The following is a 15,930-nucleotide window of genomic DNA, read 5'->3' as shown; positions in this document are numbered from 1 at the left end:
CTGTTATTTCTGCGCGAGCCTGATGCCGTTGTACTGCCAGCGCTTGTCTGGGTGAAAGAAATTGCGGTAGGTTGTCCGGATGTGGCTTTCGGAAGTGGCACAGGAACCGCCGCGCAGCACCATCTGGTTCAGCATAAACTTGCCGTTGTATTCACCTATGGCACCGGGCGCTTTCGTAAAACCCGGGTAAGGATGATAGGCGCTGTACGTCCATTCCCACACATCACCGTATAGTTGTTGCAATCCTTCGGCTGCAGGATCGGCTGCGACAGGCTCCAGCCGCCCGCTCTCCACAAAGTTTCCTCCTGTGGGAGGATAAACCTGGGAAGCAGCTTCCCATTCAAACTCTGTGAGCAGGCGTTTGCCGGCCCAATTGGCATAAGCATCTGCCTCGTAAAAGCTCAGGTGGCACACCGGGTCGTTAGGGTTCACCTTTTCCAGCCCGTGCATGGTAAAGCGGTGCCATTCATTTTCCTGCTTCACCCAATACAGCGGTGCCTCCAGGTGCTGGGTGTTCACCAGCGCGAAACCTTCATCCAGCCAATGCCTGAAATCCTTATACCCGCCATCCTGCATAAACTCCATATACTCAGCGTTGGTCACGAGCCGGTTCATGATTTGAAAGTCCTCCAGCAGTACCTCGTGTACGCCCAGTTCGTTGTCAAAACTGAAGCCCTCGCCCTGGAAACCGATGGTGTACGTGCCGCCTGGTATTTCCAGGAAAGTAGCTTTGGTGGATGCAGTGTTTTCAGGCTGCTGCGCCTGCGGCTTGTAGGCTGGCAGCAGCGGGTTTGTGCTGAGAATGTACTTGATGTCGGTAAGGAGCAGTTCCTGGTGCTGCTGCTCGTGCTGCAGGCCCAGCTGTAACAGGGGCAGCAGTTCAGCTAATTTCTCCTCATCCACCTGCTGAAAAAGCCGCTGCATGTGTTCATCCACGTGCTGGCGGTACGCGTAAATGTCACGCAGCGGCGGACGTGTGAGGGTGCTGCGCTGGTCGCGCTGCACGCGGCTGCCCACGCTGTTGTAATAGGAGTTGAAGAGATAGCTGTACCGCTCATGGAAAAGCTTATAGCCCGGCAGTTGCGGCTGCAGCAAAAAGGTTTCGAAGAACCAGCTGGTGTGCGCCATGTGCCATTTAGGCGGGCTTACATCCACGATGGGCTGTACGACGGTGTCTTCCGGCTCCAGCGGCTGGCAAATAGATTCCGTGAGGGTACGTATCAGCTGGTATTGCTGTATTGTTTCCTGTATGGCAGGGGCAGTAAAAGTGGTATTCATAGTTGTTTTCTGTTGGTTGGCTGTGCCTGTCAGGGCTCCAGGTTAGAACAAGCGTAAGGGCTGCCGGTTATAAAAAATCCGTCGGATTAAGGTGAACGTCGATGTATTGTTCGGCAGCAGCTACAGGTGTTCAGTTAAAAACATAAACGGAACAGTGCAATGAGTAGCCATTGTATGTTTGTACTGGAATCTTCATCTACGTCAGAATTGCCGTTTATGGTTTATCTTGCCACAAAAACAATAGCATCAGAATATGTCTCTCAGCCTTAGTTATACGCCCCACATCCTGCAGTTTAAGTTCGATGCCCGTACCTCGCGCGGTGCCATTTCGGAGCATAAAGTCTACTTCGTCAACCTTTGGCAGGAGCAGGCACCGGAAATTACGGGAGTGGGAGAGTGTGCCCCACTGGCAGGTTTGAGCATGGATGACCGCCCGGACCTGGAGCAGAAGGTGCAGGAGGTGGTGCAACTGGTGAACAGGCAGCAGGTGCAGCTACAGGCAGATAAGCCTTTGCCGGAGGAACTGCAACTAGAGGAGTGGCCTGCCCTGCGCTTTGCCCTGGAAACAGCCCTGCTTGATTTGCAGCACGGTGGCCAGCGCCAGTTGTATGATAATGCGTTTAGCAGGGGAGAAGCCGGAATTCCTATCAACGGCCTCATCTGGATGGGCGACAGCCGCTTTATGCAGGAGCAGATAGAGAAGAAGCTGAAGGAAGGCTACAGCTGCCTGAAACTCAAAATAGGCGGCCTGGATTTTGTGCAGGAGCTGGAGATTCTGCAAAGCATACGGGAAGTAGCCACCGCGCAGGAGCTAACGGTGCGCGTGGATGCCAACGGTGCCTTTTCACCGCAGGAAGCCTACAAGAAGCTAGAACGGCTGGCCCGCTATGACCTCCACTCCATCGAGCAACCCATCAGGCAGGGGCAGCATGAAGCCATGACCCAACTCTGCGCTTACACCCCAGTGCCCATTGCCCTCGACGAGGAACTAATCGGCGTGCAGCAGCCAGAGGCAAAAGTGCAGCTGCTGGAGCAAATCAAACCGCAGTACATCATCCTGAAACCAACATTGGTGGGCGGCCTCGCAGCCAGCGCCGAATGGATTGAGATGGCGGAGGCGCGCAACATCGGCTGGTGGATGACTTCGGCGCTGGAGTCCAATATTGGTTTGAATGCCATCAGCCAGTTCACTGCCAGCTACGACATCACCATGCCACAGGGGCTAGGCACCGGCCAGCTCTACCACAACAATATTCCCTCGGCGTTGCAGATAGAGGAGGGGCAGTTGTGGTATAGGAGATGAGATATTGGTTGGGGTTGCACCAGCAAATAGTGCCTAATCTCACGCTGGGTTAGAGAAAGCTTTTTATGCTGTATAAGGCTCTCGTCTATTAGTGTGTGGAGGAAGGCGATAAGCTTTTGCTTTTCTGCTTTGGTAAATATTCTGAATGCAATTGTGTAGAATCAGTGCATGCCATGGCTACAGCTTATTCAGCGCCAACTTACCTACAGTTTCATTGTATCTGCCTGTGCTCTCCAGGCTGGGGTATCTATGGCTTATATAAACAAAAAGCCACCCAATGAAGAGTGGCTTTTTTCGAATTGCTCAGCTTATTGATTTGCTGACCAAACTATGTATACCTCTTGCGGCCTTACCCTTGAAGAGGAACATTCTTCCACCAACACCTACCGTTATCTCAGAATCTTCTCCCGACTCCCTCTCGAGAAAGGCGAAGTAATCAATGTCGTCCACATCGAAGGGGTAACTTTCTTCCCCGCTTCTGTCGACTGTGCATGTGGTGAGGTTCTTCATTGCTTAGTAGTTTATCTGTTTTTTTAATATATACTTATTAAAATATATTTTGTTGCATATATATTAGATACTCTGTAAGAAATGTCTGGATTTGTGGGAGAACACGATCTTTTGTTTTGGATAAAGGCCTTAAAGCCAAAAAGCCACCCGGTGAGGAGTGGCTTTTTGTTCGTTACTTTACGTTTGCTAAATACCTTTCGCCCTTAGGAGTCAATTTGATAATCAAGGGCATACTTGAGCCTTCTATTGGAAGAGACATTCCATTCATTTTGACTGCCTCAATAAAGCCTTCCTCTCTCAACCTCTTGTACGCATCCAACGCATCATTATCTGAGTCAACGCAGCCTAGTAAAAATATGTTTGTCTAAATTTTTGTTTGGAGCTTTTGCAATCTCTTGCAACAATTCTAAATCTGACATCAATTATAAGGGTTAAGGGTTTAAATTAAGTGAGGTGAAAGATACAAAACCCCTCGCACACTCCTAAGCATTTCCAATATCTTGCAAATTGCTTATTCTCAATATAATTATAGTAAAGACAATACATAAAGAAGTTGTGTCGGTTAATGCCTTCTGTCCTAGTTGCACAACCAGGGTCTAATGGTAATATGGAAAACGCAACAGAGTATGAGACAATTGAGTTTGTGTGTGACCAGCTGATACACAACTAGCAACACATAAAAACAGAGTTGAGGAGTCACCATAGAAACTGCAAAGCAATGGCAGATAATTTTATAAATACTTCTCCCGCAGCACCTGCGCCACTTTCAGCATGCCGGTGCTGGCTTTCTCCTCGTAACGATGCAGGTTGGGGCGGCGACGCATCTCGGGCAGGTTTGGGTCTACCACAAAGATAGGCACGTTGTCCGGCACAAAATCCACGAGACCGGCCGCGGGGTATACGACCAGCGAGGTACCCACTACCAAAAAAATATCTGCCTGCATGGTTTCCTGCATGGCCTGCTCCATCAGGGGCACCGGTTCTCCGAACCACACAATGTTGGGGCGCAGTTGCGAACCCCGCTCACACTTATCGCCTTTTTTCAGTTCCCAGCCTTCTATAGGGTAAATGAGGCCAGGATCTAAGGTGCTGCGGCTCTCAAACAATTTGCCGTGCAGGTGAAGTACGTGGCTACTGCCTGCGCGCTCGTGCAGGTTATCTACGTTCTGGGTGATGATGCGCACATCAAAATCCTTCTCCAAGTCGGCGAGCGCCAGGTGGCCGGCGTTAGGCTCTACGCTGTGGGCGTTCTTCCGGCGCTGGTTGTAGAAGTCCAGCACCAGGTCCGGGTTTTTTCGCCATCCCTGTGGCGAGGCTACCTCCATCACGTCATGTCCTTCCCAGAGCCCGTTCGCATCCCGGAACGTGGCAATGCCACTCTCAGCACTGATACCGGCACCTGTCAGCACCACCAGTCGTTTTTTCATCTCCTGTTAATTTTTGTTTTCACTTACACTCCTATACCCCGACCAACAAGCTTGCGTTGCCTTCTTGCCGCTGCTGTTGCGATGGGTTTTCTGTGAAGGCGTATCCGGCTATGCTATAGTTACTTGCGATGGATAAGGCGCGGCCCGTGAAATAAAATACTAAATATTTTAGCATAATATATAGCTAATACTAATTTTATTCGTAAAATAGCGCTATGGAAGCAGAAGTTATATTCATAGATACAAGACCGGACGTGATGCAGCTACATGATATGACGGCGCATCGCTTATCCTTATTTTCCTCGGCAGTGCGTGCAGGTTTCCCCAGTCCTGCAGCGGATTATGATGCGGAGCCGATAGACCTGAACGCCTACATCACCCAAAACCCAACGGCTACTTTTCTGGCGCGTGTGGAAGGCGATTCCATGATTGGGGCACACATAGAGCCCGGCGACCTTGTGGTGATTGACCGTTCGGTGCATCCGGCGAGTGGCCGCATTGTGCTGGCTTTTGTGGCCGGCGAGTTCACCATCAAGCGCCTGATGCAGAAGCCGGACGGTGCTTACCTGGAGCCGGAGAACCCGAAGTATGAGAGCATCAGGATCACGGAGTCTGACATGGGCCGCATCTGGGGTGTCGTGGTAGGCGTCGTTAAAAAAGTATAAGGTATGGCTACAACAACGTGTTTTGCCCTGGTAGACTGCAACAGCTTTTATGTGTCCTGCGAACGTGTTTTCCGGCCTGAGCTGGAGGGAGTGCCGGTGGTGGTGCTCAGCAACAACGACGGCTGCGTGATTGCCCGGTCCAACGAGGCTAAGGCCCTGGGGCTTAAGATGGGTACACCTTACTTCCAGGTAAAGGACCTGGTGAAGCGGGAACGGGTGGAAGTGTTCAGCTCGAACTACGAGTTTTACGGAGACATGTCGCGGCGGGTGGTGAGCACGTTGTCGCAGTTTACGCCTAACCTGGAAGTATACTCTATAGACGAGTGCTTCCTGGACCTGAGCCACCTGAAGCCCGAGGAGGTGAAGGAGTATGGGAAGAAGATAAAAGACACAGTGCTGCAGTGGACGGGCATACCCGTATCGGTGGGCGTGGCAGGTACCAAGACACTGGCTAAAGTGGCTAATAAACTGGCTAAGAAGTACCCAGGCGTCAACGGTGTGTTGGCGCTCCATACAGAGGCAGAAGTGGAGGAGGCCCTGCGGAAAACAGAAGTAGGGGATGTGTGGGGGATAGGACGGCAGCACGCAAAGCGGTTGCAGGAACTAAATGTAAACACGGCCTGGGACCTGAGCAAAATGCCGGATGGCTGGGTGAAGAAGAACATGGCCGTAACCGGGTTGCGCACCCTGCTGGAGCTCCGTGGCCAGCCCTGCCAGGACCTGGAGCCGGAAACGCCGGACAAGAAAAATATCTGCACCTCGCGTTCATTCGGCAGGCCGCTCACCCAGCTGAAGGACATAGAAGAGGCACTCTCTACTCACACGGTGCGCTGTGCCACCAAGCTGCGGAAGCAGAACAGCTGCGCTACCGGCGTCACGGTGTTCCTGATGACAAACCGCTTTGCCGTGACGGAGCAGCTGTACTGTAACAGCCGAACTATAAAACTATCCCAGCCCACCAACAGCGAACTGGAACTGCTGCCGCGCGCCATGCACCTGCTCAAAGGCATGTTCCGGCCTGGCAAGCGCTATGTAAAAGTAGGCATTATCCTGACAGACCTAGTGCCGGCATCGGAAGTGCAGCTGGATTTATTCAATACCCAGAACACAGAGAAGCAAACCAAACTTATGAGCACGCTTGATAACCTGCGCCAGCGTTTCGGGCACCAGGCCTTGAAGTATGCTGTGCAGGGAAATACAAACGAAAGCGAGGTGAAGGAAGAGAAAAGGGCTGCCTGGATGCTGCAAAAGAAGTTCTTGTCCAGCCTGTACACCACTTCTATAAAAGGCCTGCTGCAGGTGAAAACATAAAAAGCCACTCCTGATTGGGAGTGGCTTTCTGGACAGCTTATGCTTAGTTTTTTAAAGTTAAGCAGTTTTCTTTTTGGTGGCTGCTTTTGCTTTTGCTGTCGTTGTCTTGGCTGAAGCTTTCTTTGCCGGGGCCTTTTTTGCAGTAGCAGCTTTCGCTTTAGCAGCCGGTTTCTTGGCTGGCGTATCAGCTTCTGCTTTTTTCTTGAAGCCACCGCGGCCTTTTTTCTCCGGTGTAGCCTCAGCTAAATCCAGGCACTCCTGCAGGGTCAGCTCGCTCGGCTCTTTCCCTTTCGGGATTTTTACGTTCTTTTTGCCCACCACAATGTAGGGGCCATAGCGCCCGTTGAGCACCTGCACATCCGGGTTCTCCTCAAAGCTTTTAATCAGCTTCTCGGCATCGGCTTTGCGCTTCGCCTGTATCAGGTCAATGGCTTCCTCTGCCGTTACCAGCATCGGGTCAAGCGTTTTGGGCAGCGAATAGAACTTGCTGTTGTGGCGGATGTACGGGCCAAACCGGCCAATGGCAGCTGTCATCTCCTTGTCTTCGAAGGTGCCTACTACGCGCGGCAGTTTAAACAAATCCAGCGCGTCTTCCAGCGTGATGCTTTCAATAAACTGGCCTTTGCGCAGGCTGGCATACACCGGCTTTTCGCCTGTCTCCTCATTCTCCTCCCCCAGCTGCACATAAGGGCCAAAGCGCCCCAGCTTCGCCAGTATCTTTTTGCCTGTAGCAGGGTCAGTGCCCAGTTCTCTTGCCCCGGACACATCGGCCCGGTTAATGCTCTCACTCGACTCGATGCGCTGGTGGAACTTCTGGTAGAACTGGTCCAGCATGTTTTCCCATTCTTTCTGGCCCTGCGCAATCTCGTCAAACTCGGCCTCCACACGTGCGGTAAAGGAGTAGTCGATGACGTTCGGGAAGTGCTCCACCAGGAAGTCATTCACCACCATGGCCATGTCCGTCGGGAAGAGCTTGGCCTTTTCAGCGCCCGTAATTTCCGTTTTAGTCTGGGTGGTGATGTTGTCGTCCTTTAGCGTGAGCACCTGGTAGTTGCGCTCTTTGCCCTCGCGGGTGTCTTTCTCCACATAACCGCGCTTCTGGATGGTAGAAATGGTAGGCGCGTAGGTAGACGGACGGCCAATGCCCATTTCCTCCAGCTTCTTCACAAGGCTGGCTTCTGTATAGCGGGCAGCAGGGCGGGTGAAGCGCTGCGTAGCCAGCATCTGGCGCAGGCTTATTTCCTGCCCGATGCTCAGCGGCGGCAGCATACCTTTCACATCCTCGTCCGCACCCTCCTCATCGTCGTCTTTCGATTCGATGTAGACTTTCAGGAAGCCTTCAAACTTAATCACCTCGCCGGTAGCAATCAAAGATCTTGGCTGATCAGGAAAAGTCTCAATTGCCTTTTCCTGAAACTTCTCACTAGCCTGCTTGGTAGAAATACCAATCGTTACGGTAGTTTTCTCTATCTGGGCGTCCGCCATCTGCGAGGCAATCGCGCGTTTCCAGATCAGCTCGTAGAGGCGCTGCTCGTTGCGGTCGCTGCTGGCCACCATCTGTGAGAAGTCCGTAGGGCGGATGGCTTCGTGTGCTTCCTGTGCCCCGGCAGATTTGGTTTTAAAATGGCGCACCTTTACAAACTGCTCTCCGAAAGAACGGTTGATTTCTCTGGTAGCGCCCTGTATCGCTTCTTCTGAAAGGTTCAGCGAGTCGGTACGCATATAGGAGATTTTACCTGCCTCGTACAGGCGCTGCGCCACCGTCATGGTTTGCGCTACTGAGAAGTACAGCTTGCGGCTGGCCTCCTGCTGTAGGGTAGATGTGGTAAACGGAGGTGCCGGGCTGCGTTTCAGCGGCTTTTTCTCCAGGTTCTCAATGGTATAGTCGGCCCCCACGCATTGCTGCAGAAAGGCCTGTGCTTCTTCTTCTGTTTTAAACTTGGCAGGCAGTTCCGCTTCCAGGGTTTTGCCCTGCACATCAAAGTTCGCGGTAATGCGGAAGGAGGCCTCCGCCTGGTGGCGCTCAATCTCGCGCTCCCGCTCTACTACCAACCGCACCGCCACCGACTGCACCCGTCCGGCAGAAAGCCCGGTCTTTATCTTTTTCCAAAGCACAGGAGACAGCTCAAAACCAACCAAACGGTCCAGTATGCGGCGGGCCTGCTGTGCATTCACTAAATCCATGTCGATGCCACGCGGTGTGCTGATGGCATTGAGGATGGCGCTTTTGGTAATCTCGCGGAACACGATACGGCGCGTCTTGGCATCGTTCAGGTTCAGCGCCTCGGTCAGGTGCCACGAAATGGCTTCCCCCTCACGGTCATCATCCGATGCCAGCCACACCATCTCGGCTTCCTTAGCCAGCTTGCGCAACTGCGACACCACATCTTTCTTGTCGCTTGACACGACGTAGGTGGGCTTGAAACCGTGGGCAATGTCAATGGCATTATTATCCTTGGGCAGGTCCCGCACGTGGCCGAAACTAGACTTCACCACGAAATCCTTCCCCAGGTATCCTTCGATTGTCTTTGCCTTCGCAGGCGACTCTACTATAACTAAGTTTTTTATCATGCTTTATATTTACAGGCGGGCAAATCAAAGTTTGCCCAAAGTTCAGTCTTTTTTTCCAACAATTACAACCTCATTCGTATAACATAGGTTTAACAAAGAGCAAAAAAGCCCAAGTTTATTTATATTCTGTTATCTTTAAACTATACGGTCACTTCAATTTTATATGCAACGAACTTTACTTATTTGCCGCCATGCAGAGGCGTATGACCCTTATCCACTGCAACCTGACTTTGAACGGGAGCTTACGCAGCATGGCCTGCTGCAGGCTAACCAGACAGGGAAATGGCTGCGCGAAAATTTTGTAAAAATAGACAGTCTGTTGTCCAGCCCCGCCCCACGGGCCGGCCTTACGGCGCGTACTATTGCCGGGCGTTTATACTTCGACGAGGAAGATATAACATATAATCCGGATTTGTACAATGCGCGGGAGTCGCAGCTCTTAAAAAGTATAGGCGAGCTGCCGGATGAGGTAAAGCAGGTCCTGCTGGTGGGCCACAACCCCGGCATCACAAAACTCATCCGTGACCTGACCGGGCAGCAGGTTGCTTACCTTGAGCCTGCCAACGTGGTGGCTGTTTCGCTGCCACTTGAGAAATGGGAAGACATACACCTCCACACAGGGGTGCTGCTGAACCACAACATGGAGCAGGTGTTGTAGCCTTGCACCGGGTGTACTTGTCCTGTATTATTTTCGGGTTAAAAAGAAATTCTCTAGCTTAGAGGCATAGCATGGGCTGCGTCTGCGGCATGTGCCCTAAGAAAAAACTTCATGGCAAAAACAAAGGTAGTGGCCGTTATCAACCAGAAGGGCGGCACTGGCAAAACAACTACAACCATCAACCTGGGCAGCGCACTGAGCAAATCAGGCAAAAAGGTGCTGCTGCTTGACCTCGACCCACAGAGCAACCTGTCTTACTCGCTGGCTTTGGCGAGCCTCGATGCCACCCTTGCGGATGTGTTCCTGGGGAATAAAAATGTACAGGACGTGATAGTGGAAAAAGACGGCCTCTGGATAGTGCCGGGCTCCAATGAGCTGGTGGATATCGAGATATCACTGGTAACGCAGCCGGAAAGGGAGAAGTTTCTGAAGAACATCCTGGCCGGGGTGAAGGGCTTTGACTATGTGTTAATTGACTGCCCGCCATCACTGTCTGTGCTCACGCTTAACGCGCTTACAGCAGCGCAGGAGGTGCTGATTCCCCTGCAAATGGAAGTGCTCACGCTGCAGGGGCTCGATCAGATAATGAACACAGTAGAGAAAGTAAGAAAAAACCTGAACCCCGAACTTAAGATAAGGGGCATCGTAGTGGTGATGTTTGATATTCGCCGCAAGCTGAGCCAGGAGGTGCTGGAGTACCTGCAGGAGAACGTGAAGGAAAAGATTTTCCGCAGTCACATCCGCCTGAATGTGAAACTGGCAGAAGCGCCCTCCTTCGGGAAGAGTGTGCTGAATTATGATGCATCCTCCAACGGTGCAAAAGATTACCAGGCACTGGCAGCAGAATACTTAGAAGAGGAGGGCACTTATCAATAAAGATGCCTGATTTTATTCGTCATCTTTTTTAGTTAAATTGCATTTCATTTGGAGCTCCTCTGTGTTCAAGGAGAACAAGCCACAGGCCTGAGGCCGGCTTCATGCAGAACGAGTGAAACAACACCCATTCCAATCATAAAAAATATGGCCTTAGGTAAAAACTTGAAGATGAGCAAAGACAAGCTCATAAGTGATGTGGAAGCCAGAGAAGAGAAGAAACCTGATCCAAAAGCAAGTGGAGAAAACGGCGCAGCTACCAAACCAGTGGCAGATGTGCCTGCCAAACCTGCCGCTGCACCTGCTAAAGCACAGACAGCCGGCAAGCCTGCTACAGCTACATTGCCAGGCACTGCAAGCGCTAACGGCACCAAGGGAGGAAAGAAAAACAGTGCAAATGGCGACAGTGCCAAGCTGGCTAAGTTGGCAAACGACCCCGAATACATCAGCGAGCAACTGAACAAGGTGCTTTACGCCCTTGATGCTTTTAAGAAAGGAGATATTTCTGTTCGCCTGACAAAGCAGAACGACGACCTGTTTGCCGAAATCGCCGAAGCTTATAACTCTATGGTGGAGATGATTGGCGGGGTAGGTGGTGAAGTGTCGCGTATCTCCAAAGTAGCGGGTGTGGAAGGAAACCTGAAGGCCCGTGCTTCTGCGGAGAACGCTTCCGGTTTCTGGAAAGACATGATCAATAATATCAACGGACTGGTAGACTCTATCGCGGTGCCGGTACTGGAGGTAGGAAAGGTGCTGAAGAATATCTCCAGGGGTAACCTCGATGAGACATTCCAGATCCCTGTTTCCGGCGACTTCAAGGTCATGGCCGAAACCATCAACCGCACGATTGACAACCTGAACCTGTTTGCCGGCGAGGTAACCCGGGTGGCCCTGGAAGTGGGTACCGAGGGTAAGCTGGGCGGCCAGGCCTCTGTGCCGAACGTGGCGGGCATCTGGAAAGACTTAACAGATAATGTAAACGTAATGGCCTCGAACCTGACAGCACAGGTACGGGATATTGCCAACGTAGCCACCGCTGTAGCGAAAGGTAACCTGACGCAGAAAGTATCGGTGGACGTGCGCGGGGAGTTTGCCCAACTGAAGGACAACGTAAACCAGATGGTGGACTCGCTCAACGTATTCGCAGACGAGGTAACCCGTGTGGCGCGTGAGGTGGGTACCGAAGGTAAATTGGGTGGACAGGCGAAAGTGCCGAATGTAGGCGGAACCTGGAAAGACCTGACCGACAACGTAAATACCATGGCCAGCAACCTGACTTCTCAGGTGCGTGACATCGCCAATGTGGCGACTGCCGTGGCCAAGGGCGACCTGACCCAGAAGGTAACGGTGAATGTAAAAGGCGAGATAGCCGACCTGAAGGATATCATTAACCAGATGGTGGAGTCGCTGAACGTATTTGCCGGTGAGGTAACCCGTGTGACTCGTGAGGTGGGTACCGAGGGCAAACTGGGAGGCCAGGCCAATGTGCCGCGTGTAGGCGGTGTATGGAAGGAGTTGACGGACAACGTGAACACCATGACCAACAACCTGACCTTCCAGATGCGTGACATTGCCAACGTAGCAACCGCTGTGGCAAAGGGCGATTTGAGCCAGAAAATCACGGTGGATGTGAAAGGCGAGATTGCCCAGCTGAAAGATATATTAAATGAGATGGTGGACCAGCTGAACGTGTTTGGTGCGGAAGTAACCCGTGTGGCACGTGAGGTGGGAACCGAAGGAATATTAGGTGGCCAGGCCAACGTGCCGCGTGTAGCAGGTATCTGGAAAGACCTGGCTGACAATGTAAACACCATGGCCAGCAACCTGACTTCCCAGGTGCGTGACATTGCTAATGTGGCGACTGCCGTTGCGAAAGGTGACCTGAGCCAGAAGATTACGGTGAACGTGAAAGGGGAGATGGCGGAGCTGAAAGTGAACGTGAACCAGATGGTGGACTCGCTCAACATCTTCGGTGACGAGGTAACCCGTGTGGCGCGAGAGGTAGGTACCGAAGGTAAACTGGGTGGCCAGGCCAACGTGCCAAACGTAGGTGGTATCTGGAAAGACCTCACTGATAACGTGAACGTAATGGCCTCCAACCTGACCTCTCAGGTAAGAGATATTGCCAATGTGTCTACCGCGGTGACGAAAGGTGACCTGACCCAGAAAATCACCGTGGATGTGAAGGGCGAACTTGGTGAGCTGAAAGAGAACATCAACCAGTTAGTGGATTACCTGAACATTTTTGCCGGCGAGGTAACCCGTGTGGCCCTTGAGGTGGGTACAGACGGTAAACTGGGCGGCCAGGCCAACGTGCCAAACGTGGCCGGTGTCTGGAAAGACCTCACAGACAATGTGAATACCATGGCTTCTAACCTGACAACGCAGGTGCGGGGTATTGCCAAAGTGGCCATTGGTGTGGCCAAAGGAGACCTGACACAGAAGATTACAGTAGAAGCCCGTGGTGAAATTGCTGAGCTGAAGGACAACATTAACTTCATGGTGGACTCCCTGAACGTATTCGGTGACGAGGTAACGCGTGTAGCGCGTGAGGTGGGTACCGAGGGCAAGCTGGGAGGCCAGGCCAATGTGTCCAACGTGGGCGGAACCTGGAAAGACCTGACCGACAACGTAAACTCCATGGCCAGCAACCTGACTTCTCAGGTGCGTGACATCGCCAAAGTTGCAACAGCCGTAGCCAAAGGCGACCTGACGCAGAAAGTATCGGTAGAGGCCCGGGGCGAAATCCTGGACCTGAAGGAGAACCTGAACCAGATGGTGGACTCGCTCAACATCTTTGCCGACGAGGTAACCCGTGTGGCGCGTGAGGTGGGTACGGAAGGTAAGCTGGGTGGCCAGGCCAACGTGCCGAAAGTACGTGGTACCTGGAAAGAGCTTACGGACAATGTTAATACAATGGCCTCCAACCTGACCTCTCAGGTGCGGGACATTGCAAAAGTATCTACTGCCGTAGCCAAGGGCGACCTGACGCAGAAGGTGTCGGTAGATGTGAAAGGAGAGATGGCGGAGTTGAAGGAGAACATCAACCGCATGGTGGACTCGCTTAATATCTTTGCCGGTGAGGTAACGCGTGTGGCCCTTGAAGTGGGTACCGAAGGTAAGCTGGGTGGCCAGGCCAACGTGCCAAACGTAGCCGGTGTCTGGAAAGACCTGACCGTTAACGTAAACACCATGGCTTCTAACCTGACAACGCAGGTGCGGGGTATCGTGCAGGTAGTAACCGCAGTATCGAAAGGTGACCTGACTCGAAAACTAACATTGGAGGCCAAGGGTGAGGTGGCAGAACTGGCAGATACCATCAACACCATGGTGGTAGACCTGAACCGACTGGCAGGCGAAGTTAGCCGCGTGGCCAGGGTAGCGGGTGTGGAAGGAAAACTGACCGAGCGTGCCACCCTGCAGGGCGTGGGCGGTAGCTGGAAAGAACTGGTAGATACCCTGAACGACCTGCTGGAGTCGATTGTGACGCCGGTGCTGGAAGTATCAAGGGTAGTACGAGCCATTTCGGAAGGTGACCTGACACAGAAAGTAGAGACACAGACAGCGGGCGACATCCTGGATATGGCCAATGCCCTGAACTTAGCGGTTGACAACCTGAATACGCTGCTGGGTGAAATCAACGACTCCTCGCTGGTGGTAGGAAGTTCTTCTGAGGAGATGGCCGGCAAAGGGCTGGAAATGAATAAGGTGACGCTGGATGTGGCACTTGCCATGCAGCAAATGGCAGAAGGAGCCCAGAACCAGGCCCTCAAGACCGACCAGGCCTTCAAGCTGATTGAGGAAATCATGAAGACGACCAAAGACACTGCTAACAGAGCGGAGGTAGTGAACAAGTCGGCCTTGCTTGGTGAGGAAAGCTCCCAGATAGGTCTGAAAACAGTGGCCGAAGTGGTGAAGAACATGGAGGAAATTTCCAGTTCTGCCGCGCTGACAGCCAAAACAATTGAAGTATTGAGCACACGCTCTCAGGAAATATCAAAATCACTTGGTGTGATTACGGACATTGCGGCGCAGACAAACCTGCTGGCCCTTAACGCTGCCATTGAGGCAGCAAGGGCCGGCGATGCAGGCCGCGGTTTTGCCGTGGTTGCCGAGGAAATCAGGAAGCTGGCCGAAGGCTCACGCAAATCTGCCAGTGAGATTGCCACGCTCGTAGACGATGTCCGAAAAGACACGGCTTCGGCTGCTACCGCCATCTCTACCATGGAGGGCCGGGTATCGAAAGGAAAGAACGCTACTTTTGAGGCATCGGGCGCGTTCAAAAACATTGCCGCATCAAGTGGTGAAACGCTGCGTACTGCCCAGGACATCCTGAAGGCAACAGAGATTCAGAAGTCTTCCATCGGAGACGTAGTGAAGTATGTGGAGGAAGTGGTGGCCATTGCTGAACAAACAGCTTCGGGAACCCAGCAGGTAGCCAGCACAGCCAAACAGCTGTCAGGCTCCATGCAGGAGCTTACCTCATCTTCCCAGAACCTGAACGATATTGCAGCGGATCTCCAAATCAGTATCTCTGCCTTCAAGTTGATTGATGGGAACCTTGTTTTCAACAGTGGCAAGGTCCGACGCTTAACTTCTATACCTGTGCCGCAGAAAATAGAGAAGAGTGCTACCGGCAATAACAGGTTGGCAACAGGCTCTAGAAGGAGCGGTTCTGGTAATGCAGGTGAAAGAACAACAAAGTAATGGCAAAGCAAACCGAAAAAGCTGAGAAGGCTGCAGAGGCACCGGCAGAGAACGGTAAGGCCGCTGAACCAACAGCAACAGATACACCTGCTGCAAATAACAAGAAAGCAGCCGAGGAGCCGCCTGTAAAAGAGGAGATGGTGCACCTCATCGTGTTCAAGCTTGGTGCGGAAAACTATGCCATTAAGATTGAGCAGGTGAAAGAAGTGACTATTACCCCGGACACTACCCGGATGCCGCGCACACCACACTTTGTGAAAGGCGTGGCCAATATCCGGGGGGATATTATTGCCATCATCGACCTGGAGGAACGTTTCAACATCAGGCCCGCGCCTTTGCCGGATGGTTTGAATCCTAACCTGACTTACACTTTAGTGATAGAGGCCAAGGATTACAGCATTGGCGTGGTGGTGAAAGAAATGCCACAGTCGTTGAACCTGCCGATGTCAAAAATTGACAGGGCTCCTTCTTTCCTGCAGGATGTAAACATCAGCGAGAATTTTATTGAAGGATTAGCCAGAGCAGGCGAACGCCTGATCATTGTGCTGGATATGTACAAAATACTGACGCAGGAAGAAGTCAGGGAGCTACCTGGATAAGGGTTATCAGAGGTTAAAAAACACTTGA

11 protein-coding genes are annotated in these 15,930 nt (G+C 52.2%); 7 read left to right on the top strand and 4 right to left on the bottom strand.

Features of this window, described 5'->3' with window-relative positions:
* Positions 1–3 precede the first annotated feature (3 nt).
* Positions 4–1,278 (bottom strand): ergothioneine biosynthesis protein EgtB, encoded by a 1,275-nt coding sequence (egtB, locus tag ACYVB1_RS02835; protein WP_460920318.1) that lies wholly within the window; start codon positions 1,276–1,278, stop codon positions 4–6.
* 253 nt (positions 1,279–1,531) lie between these two features.
* Between egtB and ACYVB1_RS02830 the strand changes: the two genes are divergently transcribed.
* Positions 1,532–2,581: an o-succinylbenzoate synthase gene (locus ACYVB1_RS02830; protein WP_460920316.1), complete on the top strand. Its 1,050-nt coding sequence runs from the start codon at positions 1,532–1,534 to the stop codon at positions 2,579–2,581.
* Between the two features lie 303 nt (positions 2,582–2,884).
* On the opposite strand, the gene ACYVB1_RS02825 is transcribed toward ACYVB1_RS02830, so the two are convergent.
* Both ACYVB1_RS02825 and ACYVB1_RS02820 read right to left on the bottom strand, forming a co-directional pair.
* Positions 2,885–3,091 (bottom strand): hypothetical protein, encoded by a 207-nt coding sequence (locus ACYVB1_RS02825; RefSeq protein WP_460920314.1) that lies wholly within the window; start codon positions 3,089–3,091, stop codon positions 2,885–2,887.
* A gap of 731 nt (positions 3,092–3,822) precedes the next feature.
* Positions 3,823–4,518 (bottom strand): SIR2 family NAD-dependent protein deacylase, encoded by a 696-nt coding sequence (locus tag ACYVB1_RS02820; RefSeq protein WP_460920312.1) that lies wholly within the window; start codon positions 4,516–4,518, stop codon positions 3,823–3,825.
* 215 nt (positions 4,519–4,733) lie between these two features.
* On the opposite strand from ACYVB1_RS02820, the gene ACYVB1_RS02815 reads away from it, so the two are divergent.
* Positions 4,734–5,183 carry a LexA family protein gene (locus tag ACYVB1_RS02815; protein ID WP_460920310.1) on the top strand — a complete coding sequence of 150 codons (450 nt, stop codon included), beginning with the start codon at positions 4,734–4,736 and terminating at the stop codon, positions 5,181–5,183.
* Positions 5,184–5,186: 3 nt separating this feature from the next.
* Positions 5,187–6,494, top strand: a complete 1,308-nt coding sequence (locus tag ACYVB1_RS02810; protein ID WP_460920307.1) for a Y-family DNA polymerase — start codon at positions 5,187–5,189, stop codon at positions 6,492–6,494.
* Positions 6,495–6,551: 57 nt separating this feature from the next.
* Here ACYVB1_RS02810 and topA read toward each other — a convergent pair whose 3' ends face one another.
* On the bottom strand, positions 6,552–9,065 hold the full coding sequence (gene topA / locus ACYVB1_RS02805) for a type I DNA topoisomerase (protein WP_460920305.1): 2,514 nt from the start codon (positions 9,063–9,065) through the stop codon (positions 6,552–6,554).
* A 163-nt stretch (positions 9,066–9,228) separates the two neighbouring features.
* Here topA and ACYVB1_RS02800 point away from each other — a divergent pair, with 163 nt between their 5' ends.
* The 4 genes from ACYVB1_RS02800 (at position 9,229) to ACYVB1_RS02785 (ending at position 15,902) form a co-directional block, all read left to right on the top strand.
* A complete protein-coding gene (locus ACYVB1_RS02800) occupies positions 9,229–9,723 on the top strand; it encodes a SixA phosphatase family protein (RefSeq protein ID WP_460920302.1) in 495 nt (164 codons plus the stop codon).
* Between the two features lie 111 nt (positions 9,724–9,834).
* Positions 9,835–10,599, top strand: coding sequence for a ParA family protein (locus tag ACYVB1_RS02795; RefSeq protein ID WP_460920298.1), 765 nt, complete (start codon positions 9,835–9,837; stop codon positions 10,597–10,599).
* A gap of 168 nt (positions 10,600–10,767) precedes the next feature.
* A complete protein-coding gene (locus ACYVB1_RS02790) occupies positions 10,768–15,303 on the top strand; it encodes a HAMP domain-containing protein (RefSeq protein WP_460920296.1) in 4,536 nt (1,511 codons plus the stop codon).
* On the top strand, positions 15,303–15,902 hold the full coding sequence (locus tag ACYVB1_RS02785; protein ID WP_460920293.1) for a chemotaxis protein CheW: 600 nt from the start codon (positions 15,303–15,305) through the stop codon (positions 15,900–15,902). The genes ACYVB1_RS02790 and ACYVB1_RS02785 overlap by 1 nt, the downstream gene beginning before the upstream one ends.
* Positions 15,903–15,930 lie beyond the last annotated feature (28 nt).

This window comes from Pontibacter brevis (assembly GCF_054779655.1).
Note: the sequence above shows the minus strand (reverse complement) of the source record. Positions and strands in the feature narration are given on the sequence as shown.